At 67.5% G+C, this 18262-nt stretch carries 18 protein-coding genes; 7 read left to right on the top strand and 11 right to left on the bottom strand.

All coding sequences use genetic code 11. The features are described 5' to 3' along the window. Positions 1–96 precede the first annotated feature (96 nt). Positions 97–1182 (top strand): NAD(P)/FAD-dependent oxidoreductase, encoded by a 1086-nt coding sequence (locus A3A5_RS0125600; RefSeq protein ID WP_018313332.1) that lies wholly within the window; start codon positions 97–99, stop codon positions 1180–1182. Positions 1183–1199: 17 nt separating this feature from the next. On the opposite strand, the gene A3A5_RS0125595 is transcribed toward A3A5_RS0125600, so the two are convergent. Continuing rightward, positions 1200–2099 carry an alpha/beta fold hydrolase gene (locus tag A3A5_RS0125595; RefSeq protein WP_018313331.1) on the bottom strand — a complete coding sequence of 300 codons (900 nt, stop codon included), beginning with the start codon at positions 2097–2099 and terminating at the stop codon, positions 1200–1202. 167 nt (positions 2100–2266) lie between these two features. Here A3A5_RS0125595 and A3A5_RS0125590 point away from each other — a divergent pair, with 167 nt between their 5' ends. Continuing rightward, positions 2267–3997, top strand: a complete 1731-nt coding sequence (locus A3A5_RS0125590; protein ID WP_018313330.1) for an acyl-CoA synthetase — start codon at positions 2267–2269, stop codon at positions 3995–3997. Here A3A5_RS0125590 and A3A5_RS0125585 read toward each other — a convergent pair. After that, a complete protein-coding gene (locus A3A5_RS0125585; protein WP_018313329.1) occupies positions 3994–4914 on the bottom strand; it encodes a LysR family transcriptional regulator in 921 nt (306 codons plus the stop codon). The genes A3A5_RS0125590 and A3A5_RS0125585 overlap by 4 nt on opposite strands. 148 nt (positions 4915–5062) lie before the next feature. Between A3A5_RS0125585 and A3A5_RS0125580 the strand changes: the two genes are divergently transcribed. Next, entirely contained in the window at positions 5063–6232 is a 1170-nt protein-coding gene (locus tag A3A5_RS0125580; RefSeq protein ID WP_018313328.1) for a serine hydrolase, read from the top strand. A 39-nt stretch (positions 6233–6271) separates the two neighbouring features. Further along, positions 6272–7477: an MFS transporter gene (locus A3A5_RS0125575; RefSeq protein WP_018313327.1), complete on the top strand. Its 1206-nt coding sequence runs from the start codon at positions 6272–6274 to the stop codon at positions 7475–7477. A gap of 17 nt (positions 7478–7494) precedes the next feature. On the opposite strand, the gene A3A5_RS0125570 is transcribed toward A3A5_RS0125575, so the two are convergent. Further along, entirely contained in the window at positions 7495–8376 is an 882-nt protein-coding gene (locus A3A5_RS0125570) for a ferritin-like domain-containing protein (RefSeq protein WP_026201121.1), read from the bottom strand. A 132-nt stretch (positions 8377–8508) separates the two neighbouring features. Here A3A5_RS0125570 and A3A5_RS0125565 point away from each other — a divergent pair, with 132 nt between their 5' ends. The 3 genes from A3A5_RS0125565 (at position 8509) to A3A5_RS0125555 (ending at position 10613) form a co-directional block, all read left to right on the top strand. Further along, positions 8509–9033: a gamma carbonic anhydrase family protein gene (locus A3A5_RS0125565; protein WP_018313325.1), complete on the top strand. Its 525-nt coding sequence runs from the start codon at positions 8509–8511 to the stop codon at positions 9031–9033. Positions 9034–9072: 39 nt separating this feature from the next. After that, entirely contained in the window at positions 9073–10086 is a 1014-nt protein-coding gene (locus A3A5_RS0125560; protein ID WP_018313324.1) for an Hsp33 family molecular chaperone HslO, read from the top strand. Positions 10087–10190: 104 nt separating this feature from the next. Then, positions 10191–10613, top strand: coding sequence for a hypothetical protein (locus A3A5_RS0125555; protein ID WP_018313323.1), 423 nt, complete (start codon positions 10191–10193; stop codon positions 10611–10613). A gap of 55 nt (positions 10614–10668) precedes the next feature. On the opposite strand, the gene ftsB is transcribed toward A3A5_RS0125555, so the two are convergent. From ftsB to A3A5_RS0125515, 8 genes are all read right to left on the bottom strand, one after another. Further along, positions 10669–11010 carry a cell division protein FtsB gene (ftsB, locus tag A3A5_RS0125550; RefSeq protein ID WP_018313322.1) on the bottom strand — a complete coding sequence of 114 codons (342 nt, stop codon included), beginning with the start codon at positions 11008–11010 and terminating at the stop codon, positions 10669–10671. 168 nt (positions 11011–11178) lie between these two features. After that, a complete protein-coding gene (gene eno, locus A3A5_RS0125545; protein WP_018313321.1) occupies positions 11179–12468 on the bottom strand; it encodes a phosphopyruvate hydratase in 1290 nt (429 codons plus the stop codon). A gap of 88 nt (positions 12469–12556) precedes the next feature. Further along, positions 12557–12850, bottom strand: a complete 294-nt coding sequence (locus tag A3A5_RS0125540; protein ID WP_018313320.1) for a DUF1330 domain-containing protein — start codon at positions 12848–12850, stop codon at positions 12557–12559. Positions 12851–12942: 92 nt separating this feature from the next. Beyond that, positions 12943–13812, bottom strand: coding sequence for a 3-deoxy-8-phosphooctulonate synthase (gene kdsA, locus A3A5_RS0125535; RefSeq protein WP_018313319.1), 870 nt, complete (start codon positions 13810–13812; stop codon positions 12943–12945). 28 nt (positions 13813–13840) lie between these two features. Continuing rightward, positions 13841–15493 (bottom strand): CTP synthase, encoded by a 1653-nt coding sequence (locus tag A3A5_RS0125530; protein ID WP_018313318.1) that lies wholly within the window; start codon positions 15491–15493, stop codon positions 13841–13843. A 162-nt stretch (positions 15494–15655) separates the two neighbouring features. Beyond that, entirely contained in the window at positions 15656–16462 is an 807-nt protein-coding gene (locus A3A5_RS0125525) for an alpha/beta fold hydrolase (protein ID WP_018313317.1), read from the bottom strand. 21 nt (positions 16463–16483) lie between these two features. Then, positions 16484–17305: a peptidase gene (locus tag A3A5_RS0125520; protein ID WP_026201120.1), complete on the bottom strand. Its 822-nt coding sequence runs from the start codon at positions 17303–17305 to the stop codon at positions 16484–16486. A 115-nt stretch (positions 17306–17420) separates the two neighbouring features. Then, positions 17421–18260: a transglutaminase family protein gene (locus tag A3A5_RS0125515; protein ID WP_198293176.1), complete on the bottom strand. Its 840-nt coding sequence runs from the start codon at positions 18258–18260 to the stop codon at positions 17421–17423. Positions 18261–18262: the final 2 nt, after the last annotated feature.

Genomic DNA, 18262 nt, shown 5'->3' with positions numbered 1-18262 from the left:
GCAACGCTGGCGTCGCCGGAAACCGGCGATGTGCGGGGTATAGTCGGGGCTTGCACCGTCCTTTTTTGCGGGCACCTGGCGTGCCCGCCACGCCCAATGCCTACCGCTACCCCCCTCGCACCAGCCCCCGTCACCACCACCGATGTCCTGATCGTGGGCGCCGGCCCGGTCGGGCTCTTTGCCGCGTTCCAGGCCGGCGTGCTCGGCCTCAAATGCGAGCTGATCGATGTGCTCGACCGCGCCGGCGGCCAGTGCACCGAGCTCTATCCCGAAAAACCGATCTACGACATCCCCGCCGTGCCGGGCTGCCTGGCGCAGGACCTGGTCGACCGGCTGCTGGAGCAATGCGCGCCGTTCGACTTCCCGATGCACTTCGGCCAGCGCGCGGAAAGCTTGTCCGAAATCGCACGGCAGCCGGCACCTGACGGGCATGCCGTCCATGAGCGCCTGCTGGTCACCACCGACGGCGGCAAGCGCTTCGATGTCGCCGCGGTGCTGGTCTGCGCCGGCGCGGGCGCGTTCGCGCCGCAGCGCGTAGCGCTGCCGGAAGCACCGGCACTGGAAGGCCGCCACGTGCACTACGCCGTGCGCGATGTGTCGCGCTTTGCCGGCAAGCGCGTGATGGTGGCCGGCGGCGGCGATTCGGCGCTGGACTGGGCGCTGGCGCTGCGCAAGGTGGCCGCGCGCGTGACGCTGCTGCACCGGCGCGAAGGCTTCCGCGCGGCCGACGGCACCGTCGCCGAAATGCGCGAAGCGGTGGCGGCCGGCGAGATGGATTTCGTGGTCGGCATGCTCGGCGCCCTGCGCACCGAAGGCCAGGATGGCCCGCTGACCGAGGTCGAGGTGCGCACCCGCGACGGCAGCACGGTGCTGCCCGCCGATGAACTGGTGGCGCTGTACGGCCTGGTGTCCGAGCCGGGCCCGATCGCGCAGTGGGACATGGACATGCGCGCCGGCCGCATCCTGGTCGATACCACCACGTACGAAAGCTCGCGCCGCGGCATCTTTGCCGCGGGCGACATCGCCTACTACACCAACAAGCAGAAGCTGATCCTGTCAGGCTTCCATGAGGCCGCGCTGGCATTGCGCCGCGCCTACCACTACGCCTTCCCGGAAAAGGCGCTGGTGCACGTGCACACCAGCAATAACGCCGCGCTGAAGGAAAAGCTCACGCATGCCTGAACGGGCGGCGCCAGCGCTCACACCACACTGCAGAACGACTCCACCAGCTCCGCCACCGCGGCGGGCTGGTCATGATGCAGCATGTGGCCGGCGTCATCGACCACCGCTTCACGGAAGTCACGGAAGGCGCGGAAGCGCTCCTTGAATTCGTCGATGGCCTGCTTGTGGGCGATATGGCGCAGCGTCTCCGAAGCGCGCGCTTCCACATGCAGCACTGGCGCGCTGACCTGCTCCCAGACCGCCATCACCTCATCGAGCCGGTACAGCATCGGGTTGACCAGCTTGTGCGCCGGGTCTCCCAGGATCTCCCAGCGGCCATCCGCATTGCGGCGCGACCAGTGCGCCGCCAGGAAGGCGGCACGGTCGTCAGGCAGGCGCGGGTTGGTCTTCTGCAGCCGGGCGGCGACGCCGTCCACGCTGTCATACGTCTTCAGTTCCGAGCCGGCGCGCAATTCGTCCAGCCAGCGCGCATAGCGCTTCGGCGCATGCACCGGCCGCGTCGCGGTCATGCCGAAGCCCTCCAGGTCCACCACGCGGCGCACGCGCTGCGGGCGGATGCCGGCATACAGGCAGATCACGTTGGCGCCCATGCTGTGGCCGACCAGGTCGACCTGGCCGTCGGGCTCGTAATGGTCGAGCAAGGCCTCCAGGTCGGCGATATAGTCGGCGAACCAGTAGGACTGCGTACCCGGGTGGCGCGTAGGCCAGTCGGTCTCGCCAAACCCGCGCCAGTCCGGCGCAATCACATGCCAGTCGCCGCGCAGGTGGTCGACCAGGAACTGGAACGACGCGGCCACATCCATCCAGCCATGCAGCATGAACAGCTTGCGCGCGCCGGGCTTGCCCCAGTGGCGCACGTGGTAGCGCAGCCCGCGCAACGTGATAAATTCAGACCGCGAGGTTTCCTTGATTGTCATTGTCTCCACCCTGGCGCGTGGGTCTTCCCGCCGCCGGGCGCGGCGCCACGGGGGCTGGCGAGGGAAGCCCAAACAAAATAGAACGATCGTTCGCTTGCCGGCATTATAGCGGCCGCCGCCATATCGGGGCCGCGATTGCCGCGATCCGAACCTACCGGAGACCCTGGATGGCCGCAGCTGCCTTGCCGGCAAGCCGGCGCGACGACTATCGCGCCCTGTATGAATCCTTCCGCTGGGAGATTCCCCCGCATTTCAATATCGCCGAAGCCTGCTGCGGGCGCTGGGCGCGCGACCCGGCCACGATGGACCGCATCGCGGTCTATACCGAGCACGAGGACGGCCGCCGCAACGCGCATACCTTTGCCCATATCCAGGCCGAGGCCAACCGCCTGTCGGCGGCGCTGCGCGCGCTCGGCGTGGCGCGCGGCGACCGCGTGGCGATCGTGATGCCGCAACGGATCGAGACTGTGATCGCCCATATGGCGATCTACCAGCTCGGCGCCATCGCCATGCCACTGTCGATGCTGTTCGGGCCCGAGGCACTGGCCTACCGCATCGCGCACAGCGAAGCCAACGTGGCGATCGCCGACGAGACTTCCATCGACAATGTGCTGGCCGCGCGCCCGGAATGCCCGACGCTGGCCACCGTGATTGCCGCCGGCGGCGCGCATGGCCGCGGCGACTACGACTGGGACGTGCTGCTGGCTGCGCAGCTGCCCGCTTTTACCGCCGAGCAGACCAAGGCCGACGAAGCCGCCGTACTGATCTACACCAGCGGCACCACCGGCCCGCCCAAGGGCGCGCTGATCCCGCACCGCGCGCTGATCGGCAACCTGACCGGCTTTGTCTGCTCGCAGAACTGGTATCCGCAGGACGACGACGTGTTCTGGAGCCCCGCCGACTGGGCCTGGACCGGCGGCCTGTGGGATGCGCTGATGCCGGCGCTGTACTTCGGCAAGCCCATCGTCGGCTACCAGGGACGGTTCTCCGCCGAGCGTGCCTTTGAACTGCTGGAGCGCTACGCCGTCACCAACACCTTCCTGTTCCCGACCGCGCTCAAGCAGATGATGAAGGCCTGCCCCGAGCCGCGGCAGCGCTACGACATCAGGCTGCGTGCGCTGATGAGCGCTGGCGAGGCCGTGGGCGAGACCGTGTTCGGCTGGTGCCGCGATGCGCTGGGCGTGATCGTCAACGAGATGTTCGGCCAGACCGAGATCAACTACATCGTCGGCAACTGCACCGCACAGAACGACGACAACCAGCTGGGCTGGCCGGCACGGCCGGGCTCGATGGGGCGCCCCTACCCGGGCCACCGCGTGCAGGTGATCGACGACGAAGGCCGCCCCTGCCCGCCCGGCGAAGACGGCGAGGTGGCGGTGTGCGCCACCGACAGCGCCGGGCATCCGGACCCGGTGTTCTTCCTCGGCTACTGGAAGAACGAGGCGGCGACCGCGGGCAAGTACAGCGAGCGTGACGGCCTGCGCTGGTGCCGCACCGGCGACCTGGCGCGCGTCGATGCCGACGGCTACCTGTGGTACCAGGGGCGTGCCGACGATGTGTTCAAGTCCTCGGGCTACCGCATCGGGCCCAGCGAGATCGAGAACTGCCTGCTCAAGCATCCGGCGGTGTCCAACTGCGCCGTGGTGCCCTCGCCCGACCCCGAGCGCGGCGCCGTGGTCAAGGCCTTCGTGGTGCTGACGCCGTCGGTGGCCCGTTCATTCGACGGCGACGCGGCGTTGATCACAGAGTTGCAGGCGCATGTGCGCGGCCAGCTGGCGCCGTATGAATACCCGAAGGCGATCGAATTCATCGACCAGTTGCCGATGACGACGACCGGGAAAATCCAGCGGCGGGTATTACGCCTGCTGGAGGAAGAGCGCGCCGCCCGGAGTGCCTAGGCACTCCGGGCCTGCCCTGCCGGCGCCTCGTCGGCGGGAAAGACCCGCGCGCACAGGAAGTCGACCAACGCCCGCACCTTGGGCGAGGGATGCCTGCTCGCCGGCCAGAGCACATGAAAGGCCTTGGCCGGCCCCACATGGCCCGACAGTACCTGGCACAGGCTGCCATCGGCCAGCTGCTCGCGGATGGCGAAATCCGGCAGGCAGGCAATGCCCAGGCCGCGCAGCGCAAAGCACAGGCGCGTCTCGATGTTGTTGCAGATCATCGATGTCGGCAGCGCCAGCTCGGGCTCGCCCGGCGCGCGCCGCAGCGGCCAAGCCTCGAGCTTGCCGGTGTGGGGAAAACGGTAATGCAGGCAAGCATGGCCGGCCAGGTCGGCAGGCACCTTCGGCGTGCCGCGCTGCGCCAGGTACTCGGGCGATGCCACCAGCAGCGCCTGGAACGCACCCAGCTTGCGCGCCGACAGGCGCGAGTCGGCGGGCTCGCCGGTGCGGACCACCGCATCGAAGCCCTCCTCGATGACATCGACCAGTTGATCGGTGAAATCCAGGTCCAGCTCGATGTCCGGATACGCGCGCATGAAATCGCCCAGCACGGGCAAGACCAGTGAACTGACCAGCGGCAGGCTCACCCGCAGGCGGCCGCGCGGCGCCGCGGTGGCTTCGGCCAGTTCCAGCTCCGCCGCTTCGATCTCGGCGAGCACGCGGCGGCTGCGCTCCAGGAACAGCGTGCCTTCGGCGGTCAGCGTCACGCTGCGCGTGCTGCGGTGGAACAGCCGTACGCCGAGCCTTTCTTCCAGGCGCGCCACGCTCTTGCCGACGGCAGAGGCCGACACCCCCAGCAAGCGCCCCGCCGCGACAAAACTGCGGGTCTCGGCCACCTGCACAAACACAGCGAAGCCACTGAGGCTGTCCATGATGCCCTCCGATTGCGGACACAAAGTTCCGGAGAAAAAGGAACTGTAGCCCACTTTTTCTTTAATGGCTGGGTCCTTATCGTGAGCGGGTCGTTCACTGAACAAGGATTCCGCTGTGTCCCTCCCCACGATTGCACCGCGTCCAGGTGTGTCCCCTGCATTCCCCGCGCCACTGAACGCGCGCATCGACGCCGTGGTCCGGCAGGCGCTGGACCAGCGGCGACTGGTCGGCGCCGTCGTGCTGGTCAGCCGCGACGGCGAACTGGTCTGCCAGCACGCGGCAGGCCTGGCCGATCGGGAAAGCGGACAGCCGATGCGCATGGATGCGGTCTTCCGGCTGGCTTCGGTAAGCAAGCCGATCGTCTGCGTGGCTGCACTGGTGCTGGTGGCACAAGGCCGGCTCGACCTTGACCAGGGTATCGACCGTTGGCTGCCCGATTTCCGCCCGCGCCTGGCCGATGGCCGACCGGCACGCATCACGGCGCGGCAGCTGCTCAGCCATACCGCGGGGCTGGGCTATCGCTTCTTCGAGTCCGGCGAAGACGGGCCCTATGCCCGCGCCGGAGTTTCCGACGGCATGGACGACACCACCATCAGCCTGGCGGAGAACCTGCGGCGCATCGCCAGCGTGCCCTTGCTGTACGAACCGGGTAACGCGTGGGGCTACTCGCTCGCGACCGACGTGCTGGGCGCGCTGATCGAGCGCGTCCATGGCACGCCGCTGGACACAGCAGTGCGCCAGCTGGTGACCGGCCCGCTGGGCATGGACGACACCGGCTTCGTGGCACGCGATGCGCACCGCGTGCCGACCCCGTATGTGAATGACAGCCCGCACCCGCGCCGCCTGCGCGAAGGCGAGGCAGTGCCGGTGCTCGAAGGCACGGTTGGCATTCCCTACAGCCCCGCCCGCATCTTCAATGCGCGGGCCTTCCCGTCCGGCGGGGCGGGCATGGCGGGCACGGCGCAAGACTTCCTGCGCCTGCTGGAGACCTTGCGCCAGGGCGGCGGCGCGTTGCTGCCATCCGCCCTGGTCGAGGACATGGCGCGCGACCAGACCGGCGGCCTGGACCTGCCCGATGCGCCGGGAACCGGCTTCGGGCTGGGCTTCTCGGTGCTGCGCGATCCGCGCCGGGCGGGCTCCCCGGAAGCCACCGGCACCTGGCGCTGGGGCGGCGCCTACGGCCACGCCTGGTTCGTCGACCGCAGCCAGGGACTGAGCGTGGTGGCCTTCACCAACACGCTGTACGAGGGCATGTCCGGCCGCTTTGTCACCGATCTGCGCGACGCGGTCTACGGTGTCGCCCCCGCTGCCGCGTAACCCTCCACGCAACGCACCACCCCTTGTCAAGGCGCCAACATGACGACAGCCACCAACACACTTGCAAACGATGCACACCAGAGCGCGCAGCCTGCGCGGCTACCGCTTCCGGCACTGCTTGCGCTTGCCGTCGCAGGCTTCATCACCGTCCTGACCGAGGCCTTGCCGGCAGGGCTGCTGCCGCAGATCGGCGCGGGCCTTGCCATCTCCGAGCCGCTTGCCGGCCAGCTCGTCACCATCTACGCCTTCGGTTCACTGGTGGCCGCCATGCCGCTGACGGCGGCCACGCAAGGGCTGCGGCGGCGGCCGCTGCTGCTGCTTGCCATCGCGGGCTTTGCCGTCGCCAACGCCGTGACGGCCTGGTCCGGCAACTATGTCCTGACGATGGCGGCGCGCTTCCTTGCGGGTGTCTCGGCCGGCCTGCTGTGGGCGCTGCTGGCTGGCTATGCCGCGCGCATGGTTCCCGATCACCTCAAGGGTCGGGCCATCGCTGTCGCGATGGTTGGCATTCCCCTGGCCTTGTCGCTGGGCGTGCCATCCGGGACCTTCCTCGGTGCGCTCATGGGCTGGCGCGCGTGCTTCGGCATCGTCAGCGTGCTGACGCTGGGCCTGATTGCCTGGGTGCTGGCCAGCGTGCCGGATTTTGCCGGCCAGCCCGCCGGCCAGCGGCTACCGGTCGCGCGCGTGTTCACCATGCCGGGCGTGCGTCCCGTACTGTTCGTGACGCTCGCCTTCGTGCTGGCGCACAACATCCTCTACACCTATATCGCGCCGTTCCTGCGAGCCGGCAACGCCGGGGCACGGCTTGATCTGGTCCTGTTCGTGTTCGGCGTGGCCTCGCTCGCCGGCATCTGGATCACCGGCGTGCTGATCGACCAGTGGCTGCGGGCGCTGACGCTGGCCAACACGCTGCTGTTCGGGCTTGCGGTGCTGGCGCTTGGGGCCGGAGGCGGCCACCCGGCCGTGGTCTATGCCGCGGCCGCGATCTGGGGCCTGGGCTTCGGCGGCGTTTCCACGCTGTTCCAGACGGCGCTGGCAAAGACCGCCGGCAAATCCGCGGACGTGGCGCAATCGATGCTGGTTACCGCCTGGAATATCGCCATCGCCGGCGGCGGCGTCATCGGCGGGCTGCTGCTCGATGGCTTCGGAATCGGCGCATTCCCGCCGGTGCTGGCGGCCCTGCTCGCCGCAACCTGGCTGGCGGTCTGGTCGGCGCGCAAGCATGGCTTTGCGCCGCGCGGCTGAGGTACAGGACGGCTGGCCTAACCGGCCGATGCCTCCAGCCAGGCCAGTTCATCCTCATCGAAGCCCGCCGCGCGCCGCGCATCGAGATTGAACGGCCCGCGCAGCTTCGGCGCACGGTACTGCCCGGCCAGCTGCGCGTAGGTGGCAACGGGGTCCAGGCCGCGCTGCGCGCACAGCCAGCGGTACCAGTGGTTGCCGATGGCCACGTGGCCGACCTCGTCGCGCAGGATGATGTCGATGATGGCCGCAGCGGCGTGGTCACCGGCGCCGGCCAGCCTGGCGCGCACCGGCGGCGAGGCATCGAGCCCGCGCGCCTCCAGCGTGCGCGGCACCAGCGCCATGCGCGCCAGCACGTCGCCGGCGGTCTTGTCGGTCATCTCCCACAGGCTGTTGTGGGCGGGGAAGTCGCCGTAGGCCGCGCCCAGCGTGCCAAGGTGGTCGGCCAGCAGCGTGAAGTGGTACGCCTCCTCATCGGCCACGCGCAGCCAGTCGCGGTAGTAGCCGGGCGGCATGCCGGCGAAGCGCCAGGCCGCGTCCAGCGCCAGGTTGATGGCATTGAACTCGATATGGCACAGCGCATGGATCATCGCCGCGCGCCCGGCCGGGGTATGCAGCGAGCGGCGCCGCTCGACGTCCTGCGGCGCCACCAGCGGCGGCCGCGCGGGGCGGCCGGGGATGGCCTGGCCGGCACCGGCCTGGATCGCTTCGCCGGCGGCAAGCGCCTCGTCCGGCAACGTCGTCACATGGCGGTAAAGTGCTCGCGCCGCCACGGCCTTCTGCCGGGGATCCGTCATGCACAGCACCGCCAGCGCCTGGTGGCGCGGAGAAAGTGACGGTTCAGGCAAGGCGGCGGCGGGTGTTTTTTCTGGCATGAGCGTAAAATCCGGGTCTGCCGCCATTGTAGGGCCTGGCCGGTGCCCGACTGCCGGGCAAGCCGCGCAGTCGCCGTGGCGCCGCGCGCCCGCACCCCCGCCCTTTAAAGTCCGGCGGCAACCCCCACTTCAACAAAAGCCTTTCGTGCAGGAGACCCCATGGCGCTTTACCAGCTCGGCGACGTCAAGCCCAATATCGACAGCGATGCCTACGTGGCCCCCGAGGCCACCGTCATCGGCAACGTGACCCTCAAGTCCCGCGCCAGCGCCTGGCCCGGTGTCGTGATCCGCGGCGACAACGAACCGATCGTGGTGGGCGAGGACACCAACATCCAGGAAGGCTCGGTGCTGCATACCGACCCGGGCTGCCCGCTGACCCTGGGCGACAAGGTCTCGATCGGCCACCAGGCCATGCTGCACGGCTGCACCGTGGGCGATGGCTCGCTGATCGGGATCCAGGCCGTGGTGCTGAACCGCGCCGTGATCGGCAAGGAATGCCTGGTCGGCGCCGGTGCCGTGGTGACCGAGGGCAAGGTCTTCCCGGACCGCTCGCTGATCCTGGGCGCGCCGGCCAAGGTGGTGCGCGAGCTGACCGACGCCGACGTCGCCAACCTGTACCGCAACGCCGAGACCTACGCCACCCGGCAGGCCATGTACAAGCAACAGCTCAAGCGGATCGGCTGACGACCGCGGCGGCACTTACGGAATCATCGACAGATTATTGTGACCCACACCACCACACCCGCGACCACCCCCGACACCCTGCAGAAATTCCTGTTCGACGCGGCTCCCGTGCGCGGCGAGCTGGTGCGCATGGAAGCCACCTGGCAGGAAGTGCTGGGCCGCCACAGCTATCCCGCACCGGTGCGCCGGCTGCTGGGCGAGATGATGGCCGCCGCGGCGCTGCTGTCGGCCAACCTGAAGTTCAACGGAGCGCTGGTGATGCAGCTGCACGGCGACGGCCCGGTGCGCATGCTGGTGGTGGAATGCCTGTCCGACCTGTCGATGCGCGCCACCGCCAAGCTGGCCGAGGACGCGCAGATCGCCGACGACGCCACGCTGGCGCAGATGGTCAACGCCCACGGTCACGGCCGCTTTGCCATCACGCTGGACCCGAAGGACAAGCTGCCGGGCCAGCAGGCGTACCAGGGCATCGTGCCGCTGGCCGACGCGCATGGCCCGCTGGCCTCGATCAGCGCCGTGCTGGAGCACTACATGCAGGCGTCCGAGCAGCTCGACACGCGCCTGTGGCTGGCGGCGGACGACCACGTCGCCGCCGGCATGCTGCTGCAGAAGCTGCCGGCCTACGGCGGCACCGCGGAAGTCGGCGAGACCGGCGCACCGCTGGCCAGTCATGCCCGCGCGCAGGACCTGGACACCTGGGACCGCGCCGTGCAGCTGGGCGCCACGCTCAAGGCCGACGAACTGCTGGCCGAGACCCCCGACACCCTGCTGCGCCGTCTGTTCTGGGAAGACCTGCAGGCCGCCGGCTTGCGCGTGTTTGAGCCGCTGACGCCGCATTTCCATTGCTCTTGCTCGCGCCCCAAGGTGGCGGGCATGCTGCAGTCGCTGGGCCAGGAAGAGATCGAAGGCATCATCGCCGAGCGCGGCCAGGTCGAGATCCACTGCGACTTCTGCGGCCTGCGCTATGAATTTGATCCGGTCGACTGCGCCCAGTTGTTCTCGGCCACCCATATCGCCACCGGCGCCGGTGCCGGCGCGCAGCAGCACCACTGAGCGGCAGGCGCGGGGCGGCACGGCGGAAACAACCGCCTTGCCGGCCTGTCCAACGGCTGTACGATGGCAACATCCAGCTGCCGCAAGCGAGCCTGAGAACAGCCATGTCCGCCCGGGCCACCCCCTCCCTGCCTGAATCTCCCGCGATCGTGCCGGCCGTGCTGCGCCGCATTGCCGCCTGCACCGCGATCGGCGCACTGCTGCTGGCCGCCGGCTGCGCAGAGCTGCCGCGCGACGTCAACGGCTCGCCGCCCACGGCGCGGCTGGCGCCCAACGCCATCCCGCCAGCGCCGCTGACCGCTGACGACAAGCAGAAGCTCGACACGCTGAACCAGCAGATACTGCGCGAACAGGCAGCCGCGATCGCGCTCGACCAGCAGGCCGCGGCCGCGCGCGCGGCTTATGGCTATCCGAACACCAGCTGGAGCCTGTATTACGGGGGATGGGGTGGCGGCCACTGGGGCGGCGGCGTCAGCGTCGGTATGCCCGGCTGGGGCTGGGGCGGTTATCCGTACGGCTGGTGGTGACGGACAGCCGGCGGGCTGGATCCAAGCCCGCCGACAGCGAGTGGCAAGACGCCCCTTAGTGGCCACCTCTTCCGGCGACCGAATTCGACGGCGGCGGCAACGGCGGCGTGGCGCTGACCTTGGGCGCCGGCGCGACAAACTGCACGAAGACCTCGCCTTCTTTCACCATGCCCAGCTCATAGCGGGCACGTTCCTCGATCGCGCCGGTGCCGTCCTGCAGGTCGGCGACTTCGCCTTCCAGCTTGGCGTTGCGCAGCTTGAGCGTCTGGTTGCGGGTGCCCTGCTCGGTCAGTTGCCGGTTCAGGTCCCACACGCGCAGCCATCCGCCCTTGCCCAGCCAGAGTGGGTACTGGATGGCAAGCAGCAGCACGAACAACAGCAGCGAAATCAGGCGCATGAAAGATGGCGGACAGGAAATTCCGCACAATGATCTGCGAACTCAGCCTAGAAGGCAATTACCAGGCAGATTTCGATACAAAAACGGCGGCGGCCAGGGAATCCCGGCCGCCGCCATTCCATCCGCTTGCTGTCGCTCCCGCACAAGCGGGAACGACGGGGCAAGCTGTCAGCGCAGGTTGTAGAACGCGCCCTTGCCCGGGTAGCTGGCGATATCGCCCAAGTCTTCCTCGATGCGCAGCAGCTGGTTGTACTTGGCCATGCGGTCCGAGCGCGACAGCGAGCCGGTCTTGATCTGGCCGGCGTTGGTGCCCACGGCGATATCGGCAATGGTGCTGTCTTCGGTCTCGCCCGAGCGGTGCGAGATCACGGCGGTGTAGCCGGCGCGCTTGGCCATCTCGATGGCGGCAAAGGTTTCGGTCAGGGTGCCGATCTGGTTGATCTTGATCAGGATCGAGTTGCCGATGCCCTTTTCGATGCCTTCCTTCAGGATCTTGGTGTTGGTGACGAACAGGTCGTCGCCCACCAGCTGCACGCGCGTGCCCAGCTTCTCGGTCAGCGTCTTCCAGCCGTCCCAGTCGCCTTCGGCCATGCCGTCCTCGATCGACACGATCGGGAACTTGTCGCACAGGTTGGCCAGGTAGTCGGCGAACTGCGTCGAGGTCAGCTTCAGGCCTTCGCCCTCCAGCTGGTACACGCCTTCGGCCTCGTGGTAGAACTCGCTGGCGGCGCAGTCCAGCGCCAGCAGCACGTCTTCACCGGCGCGGTAGCCGGCCTTCTCGATGGCCTGCACCACGGTGTTCAGGCATTCCTCGTTGGACGAGAAATTCGGGGCGAAGCCGCCTTCGTCGCCCACCGCGGTGGACATGCCCTTGTCGGCCAGGATCTTCTTCAGCGCGTGGAAGATCTCGGCGCCGCAGCGCAGGGCTTCGCGGAAGCTGGTCTGCGACACCGGCATGATCATGAATTCCTGGATGTCCAGGCTGTTGTTGGCATGCGCGCCGCCGTTGACGATGTTCATCATCGGCACCGGCAGTTGCATCGCGCCCGAACCGCCGAAGTAGCGGTACAGCGGCAAGCCGGCTTCTTCAGCGGCGGCCTTGGCCACGGCCATCGACACGGCCAGCATGGCATTGGCGCCCAGGCGGCCCTTGTTCTCGGTGCCGTCGAGGTCGATCAGGGTGCGGTCCAGGAAGGCCTGCTCGGAGGCGTCCAGGCCCATGATGGCTTCGGAGATTTCGGTGTTGATGTGCTCGACGGCCTTCAGCACGCCCTTGCCCAGATAGCGGCTCTTGTCGCCGTCGCGCAGCTCGATGGCTTCGCGCGAACCGGTCGACGCGCCCGACGGAACCGCTGCACGGCCCATCACGCCGGATTCCAGCAGCACGTCGCATTCGACGGTGGGGTTGCCGCGCGAGTCGAGAACCTCGCGACCGATGATATCTACGATTGCACTCATGAATTCCTCTCTGACTGTTGATTCTTGCTGCTGCTGATTACTTCAAGCTGTGCCCGTGTCAGGCGCATGTCAAACTGCCCGACAACCCTCAGGCAGCGCCTTCCACCACGATCATGTTCATCTTCGCCGCGTGCTCGCGCGACTTGCGCGCGGCGCGGTAGGCCTCGCCGTCGTGGAACGACTTGGCGGCTTCATAGCTGGGGAATTTCAGCACCACGACGCGCGTCGGCGCCCAATCCCCTTCCAGCGGCTCGGTCTTGCCGCCGCGCACCAGCACCTCGGCGCCATGGATCTGCATGGCCTTGCTCGAGAGCACCTTGTATTCTTCGTACTGCTGGGGGTCGGTCACGTCGATGTAGGCGATGATATAGCCGGCGGCCATAGAGAATCTCCCGATTTTTTGTATTGTCTTTCGATATGGTTTGTCACCACCGGCTTCCACGAAGGGCGCGGTGGTGACAAAACCGGGCCTGCTCAGGCGCAGGCCGGCCAGCCGAAGTTGTCTTCCAGGAAGCCGGCGCGCTTGACCAGCGTGTCCAGGTCCTTAAGCACGGCCAGCAGTTCCTTCATGCGCGACAGCGGCACCGCGTTGGGGCCGTCGGACATGGCCTTGCTCGGGTCCGGGTGCGTTTCCATGAAGAGGCCCGCCACGCCGGTAGCGACGGCGGCGCGGGACAGCACCGGCACGAACTCGCGCTGGCCGCCCGAGCTGGTGCCCTGGCCGCCCGGCAGCTGCACCGAGTGGGTGGCGTCGAACACCACCGGGGCACCGGTCTCGCGCATGATCGCCAGCGAGCGCATGTCGGACACCAGGTTGTTGTAGCCGAACGAGACACCACGCTCGCAGGCCATGAAGACATCGTCAGGCAGACCGGCTTCGCGCGCGGCGTCGCGCGCCTTGTCGATGACGTTCTTCATGTCGTGCGGCGCCAGGAACTGGCCCTTCTTGATATTCACCGGCTTGCCGCTCTGAGCGCAGGCACGGATGAAATCGGTCTGGCGGCACAGGAACGCCGGCGTCTGCAGCACGTCCACCACGGCGGCGACGGGCTTGATCTCGTCGATCTCGTGGATGTCGGTCAGCACCGGCACGCCGATCTCGCGCTTGACCGTCGCCAGGATCTCCAGGCCTTTTTCCATGCCCAGGCCGCGGAACGACTTGCCCGAAGACCGGTTGGCCTTGTCGAACGACGACTTGTAGATGAACGGGATGCCCAGTTCAGCGGTGATGGCCTTGAGCTCGCCGGCCGTATCCAGCGCCATCTGCTCCGACTCGATCACGCACGGACCTGCGATCAGGAAGAACGGCTGGTCGAGGCCGGCCTCGAATCCACAGAGTTTCATGACTGTCTCTCCTGCTTGCCGCCGGGACTCAGGCGCCCTTGCGCTGCTGGCTGGCCAGCGCGGCTTCGACGTAGGCCTTGAACAGCGGGTGGCCGTCGCGCGGCGTCGAGGTGAATTCCGGGTGGAACTGTACGCCGACGAACCAGGGGTGCATCGACTCGGGCAGCTCCATCATTTCCGGCAGGTTCTCGGTCGGCGTGCGCGCCGAGATCACCATGCCGGCCTTTTCCAGCGTCGGCACGTAGTGGTTGTTGACCTCGTAGCGGTGACGGTGGCGTTCGTTGACCTCGGCGCCGTAGATCGTCGAGGCCTTGGTGCCTTCCTTGACCGGCACGCGCTGGGCGCCCAGGCGCATGGTGCCGCCCAGGTCGGAATTGGCCGAGCGCTGCTCGACCTTGCCTTCGCGGTCCACCCACTCGGTGATCAGTGCGACCACCGGGTGCTCGGTTTCCAGGTTGAACTCGGTCGAGTTGGCGTCGGTCATGCCGGCCAGGTGGCGGGCAAACTCGATCACGGCCAGCTGCATGCCCAGGCAGATGCCCAGGTAGGGGATGTTGTTCTCGCGGGCGTACTGGATCGCGCGGATCTTGCCTTCCGTGCCGCGCTTGCCGAAGCCGCCCGGCACCAGGATGGCGTCCAGCGGGGCCAGCACTTCGAGGTGGCCCGATTCCAGTTCCTCGGAATCGATGTACTCGATGTTGACGCGCGTGGCGGTATGCATGCCGGCGTGGCGCAGGGCCTCGATCAGCGATTTGTACGACTCGGTCAGGTCGACGTACTTGCCGACCATGCCGATGGTGATCTCGTGCTCGGGGTTTTCCTGGGCGTTGACCAGCTTCTGCCACATCGACAGGTCGGCCGGCTTGGGATCCAGGCGCAGCTCCTCGCAGATCAGGCGGTCCAAGCCCTGCTCGTTGAGCATCTGCGGGATCTTGTAGATGCTGTCCGCATCCCACACCGAAATCACGGCGTCCTGCGGGATATTGGCGAACAGCGAAATCTTGGCGCGCTCGTCGTCCGGGATCGGGCGGTCGGCGCGGCACAGCAGTGCGGTCGGCGAGATGCCGATTTCACGCAGCTTCTGCACCGAGTGCTGGGTCGGCTTGGTCTTGAGCTCGCCGGCGCTGGCAATGAACGGCACCAGCGTCAGGTGCACGAAGGCGCAGTGGTTGCGGCCCATGCGCAGGCTCATCTGGCGCGCGGCTTCCAGGAACGGCAGCGATTCGATGTCACCCACGGTGCCGCCGATTTCCACCAGCGCCACGTCGGCCTTGCCGTCGTGCGACGCCGCGGCGCCCTTCTCGACGAAAGCCTGGATCTCGTTGGTGATATGCGGGATCACCTGCACGGTCTTGCCCAGGTATTCGCCGCGGCGCTCCTTGCGGATCACCGATTCGTAGATCTGGCCGGTGGTGAAGTTGTTCGACTTGCGCATCTTGGCCGAGACGAAACGCTCGTAGTGGCCGAGATCCAGGTCGGTTTCAGCACCGTCTTCCGTGACAAACACCTCGCCATGCTGGAAAGGGCTCATCGTGCCGGGGTCGACGTTGATGTAGGGATCTAGCTTGAGGAGGGTGACTTTGAGGCCGCGCGACTCAAGAATGGCCGCGAGCGAGGCAGCAGCGATGCCCTTGCCGAGAGAAGAGACGACGCCACCGGTGACGAAGACGAATTTGGTCATAAACCGAGCTTGCCGGGGAAATCGGGATTATACATGAGAGCCCGATTCCCGCCGACCCGGAAATTGTGACAGCACCCCTCCTCGGCGGGGCTGCAACAAGGTCTCACGCTGTGTTGCGGCGCATGCGCCGCACGCCTGCCGCATGCCCCCAGTACACCCGCCTCAGCGCCCCTCGTGGCGCATCGCGCCGATCAGGTCGCGCACCAGCTGCGCCGTCTCCCGCGGCCGCTCCATCGGGTACAGATGGCCGCCTTCAATAAAGCGCAGGTTCGGGCCGACCAGCTTGCGGGTGGCACCCAGCCCGCACTGGCGCACCTCGCGCGAACGCGTGCCGGCGACAAAGCCAACCGGCACCGGCGCGCCGCGCGCCACCTTGCGCCCCAGGCTGGTCGGCAGCGTGCGGTAGATCCAGTATTCGACCTCGCGGTCAAAGCGCAGCCGCCGCTCGTTGTCCTTGCCGGTCGGCTCGGTGCCGTGGATGGCGTAGTCGCGCAGCACTTCCTGGTCCCACACCGCAAAGTTGGGCTTGGCGCGGAAGTGCTCCCAGACCGCCTCGGCATCCGGCCAATGGGTGCGCCGGTTCCTGGTTACCGCTGCCGGGCCGGGCTTTTCGTCCATGCCGAACATCTGCGCGGTCTTCAACAGCGACGCGCGCCAGCCGGCAATGATCGGCGAATCCAGCATCACCACGCCGCGCACGCGCTCCGGGCGCCGCAGCGCCGCCATCAGCGACAGGAACCCGCCCAGCGAATGGCCCACCAGCCACACCGGCTCGTGGTACTGGCGGTCGATCTCGCCGAGCAGCTCCTCCACCAGGTGCGGCCAGCCGCGCGTCACCGGGAATTCGGGCTTGTGCCCGTAGCGGTCCACGGCGCGGAATTCGAAGTCGCCGTCCAGTTCGCCGAACAGCTTGCGGTAGGTGGTCACCGGAAAGCCGTTGGCATGGGAAAAATGGATGATTTCGCGCATCGCTTATTGCCTTGCCGGCCCTCAGTCCTGGGTACGCGACGGATTGCGCTTGGCGCGCACCGGCTGGCCCCAGCAGTCGGTTTCGCCGGTGCGCGTCAGCGGAAACTCGGCCGTCGCGCCGGCCGCCCAGTCCGGGTTATGGATTTCACCGAAGACCTGGCGCAGGCGCTGGCCCCAGGTGTCGCGGATCATGCGGAAATAGGCGTTGCGCTCGTCGATATTGACGAAGCGCGACACGCATAGCGAATCAGCCTCATAGACCAGCAGGTCCAGCGGCAACCCCACTGAGATATTGGACTTGAGCGTTGAGTCCATCGAGATCAGCGCGCACTTGGCGCCCTCGTCCAGTGGCAGCGACGGCTGCACCACGCGATCGATGATGGGCTTGCCATACTTGGCCTCGCCGATCTGGAAATAACAGTTCTCGGGCGTGGCCTCGACAAAATTGCCCGCCGCGTAGACATTGAAGAGGCGCACCCGTTCGCCGCGCACCTGGCCGCCGAAGATCAGGCTGACATTGAATTCGATGCCGGCATCGCGCAGCGCATGCGCGTCGCGCTTGTGCACCTGGCGCACCGCCTCGCCGACAATGGAAGCAGCCTCGAACATGTCGCGCGCGGTCCACAGCGAGTGCTTCTCATCATGGTTCTCGGCCAGGATCTGGCGCACCGACTGGCTGATCGCCAGGTTGCCGGCGGTCATCAGCACCATTACGCGGTCGCCGGGTTCTTCGAACACCGTCATCTTGCGCGACGTGGAGATGGCATCTACCCCCGCATTGGTGCGGGAATCGGACAGGAATACCAGGCCGGTATCCAGCCGCATGGCTACACAGTAAGTCATGGTCTTGTTTTGGTGTGCTTGGCGGCGGCCGGAAGTAGCCAGCCGATGGCCTGCATACCCCGGATTCTAGCGCCGGTGCCGCGGCACCGCGCCCTGCCTGGAATCAGGCACCTAATCAGGTAAAAAGCGGCGTTATACTCACATTTACTTCGAGCGTCTCGCCGGAACCCCCTTCCAGGATGCCCCTGACTGGTGCAGCTGACGCGTAATCGCGCCCCACCGCGAGGCGTATATGGCGCTCGTCGGTAAGGCAGCCGTGGGTGATGTCGACGCTGCACCACACCTCGCGCGCCGGGTCCAGGCATATGTCGGCCCAGGCATGGCTGGCCATCTCGATCGCGGCCGGATCGTAGAAGTATCCGCTCACATAGCGTGCCGGGATGCCCAGCGCCCGGCACGCCGCCACCATCACCTGCGCCTGGTCCTGGCACACGCCGCTGCCCAGGCTGAAGGCCTCGGCTGCCGAAGTGCCGACGTCAGTGGTGTTGGGCTTGTAGCGCACCCGCTCAGCAATCCCCTGGGCCAGCGCCAGCAGCGCCGGAATCTCGTGCCCGGCCGCCAGGAACGGAGCGGCAAACGCCTGCATCTCCGGCGGCGCCGAGGTCAGTGGCGTGCTGCCGAGGAAGTACAGCGGCGACACCCGGGACTCGCCGGGGGGCGGGGCGTCACAGAACGCATGGTGGCCATCCCGGTCGAGGTCGCCATGCGGCGGCAGCACTTCCACCTCCCCGCTGGCTTCGATCGAGATGGTGCTGGTCGGTCCGGCCACTGTGAAGTTGTGCACGATGTTGCCGAAGCCATCGTGCGCCGCCGACGGATTGCCAGGCGCGGCCAGTTGCCAGCGGTGCACGGTCTGCAGCGGGCCCGAACGCGGCTCGAGCCGCACTTCGTGCACGCTGCGGCGCACCGGCCCGGCATAGCGGTAGACAGTATGGTGATGGATCTTGTATTTCACGG

Source organism: Cupriavidus sp. UYPR2.512 (assembly GCF_000379565.1).
In the GTDB taxonomy this organism is placed as follows: Bacteria; Pseudomonadota; Gammaproteobacteria; order Burkholderiales; family Burkholderiaceae; genus Cupriavidus.
The sequence above is the reverse complement of the archived record's forward strand: the minus strand, read 5'-3'. Positions and strand labels throughout refer to the sequence as shown.

Excerpts from the sequence above, each read along its gene's own strand:
- A3A5_RS0125525 (WP_018313317.1), bottom strand. The coding sequence starts at position 16,462 with ATGCGCGAAATCATCCATTTTTCCCATGCCAACGGCTTTCCGGTGACC.
- A3A5_RS0125565 (WP_018313325.1), top strand. The coding sequence starts at position 8,509 with ATGGCGCTTTACCAGCTCGGCGACGTCAAGCCCAATATCGACAGCGAT.
- ftsB (WP_018313322.1), bottom strand. The coding sequence starts at position 11,010 with ATGCGCCTGATTTCGCTGCTGTTGTTCGTGCTGCTGCTTGCCATCCAG.
- A3A5_RS0125585 (WP_018313329.1), bottom strand. The coding sequence starts at position 4,914 with ATGGACAGCCTCAGTGGCTTCGCTGTGTTTGTGCAGGTGGCCGAGACC.
- kdsA (WP_018313319.1), bottom strand. The coding sequence starts at position 13,812 with ATGAAACTCTGTGGATTCGAGGCCGGCCTCGACCAGCCGTTCTTCCTG.
- A3A5_RS0125600 (WP_018313332.1), top strand. The coding sequence starts at position 97 with ATGCCTACCGCTACCCCCCTCGCACCAGCCCCCGTCACCACCACCGAT.
- A3A5_RS0125530 (WP_018313318.1), bottom strand. The coding sequence starts at position 15,493 with ATGACCAAATTCGTCTTCGTCACCGGTGGCGTCGTCTCTTCTCTCGGC.
- A3A5_RS0125555 (WP_018313323.1), top strand. The coding sequence starts at position 10,191 with ATGTCCGCCCGGGCCACCCCCTCCCTGCCTGAATCTCCCGCGATCGTG.
- A3A5_RS0125590 (WP_018313330.1), top strand. The coding sequence starts at position 2,267 with ATGGCCGCAGCTGCCTTGCCGGCAAGCCGGCGCGACGACTATCGCGCC.
- A3A5_RS0125540 (WP_018313320.1), bottom strand. The coding sequence starts at position 12,850 with ATGGCCGCCGGCTATATCATCGCCTACATCGACGTGACCGACCCCCAG.
- A3A5_RS0125570 (WP_026201121.1), bottom strand. The coding sequence starts at position 8,376 with ATGGCGGCAGACCCGGATTTTACGCTCATGCCAGAAAAAACACCCGCC.
- A3A5_RS0125520 (WP_026201120.1), bottom strand. The coding sequence starts at position 17,305 with ATGACTTACTGTGTAGCCATGCGGCTGGATACCGGCCTGGTATTCCTG.
- A3A5_RS0125595 (WP_018313331.1), bottom strand. The coding sequence starts at position 2,099 with ATGACAATCAAGGAAACCTCGCGGTCTGAATTTATCACGTTGCGCGGG.
- A3A5_RS0125575 (WP_018313327.1), top strand. The coding sequence starts at position 6,272 with ATGACGACAGCCACCAACACACTTGCAAACGATGCACACCAGAGCGCG.
- eno (WP_018313321.1), bottom strand. The coding sequence starts at position 12,468 with ATGAGTGCAATCGTAGATATCATCGGTCGCGAGGTTCTCGACTCGCGC.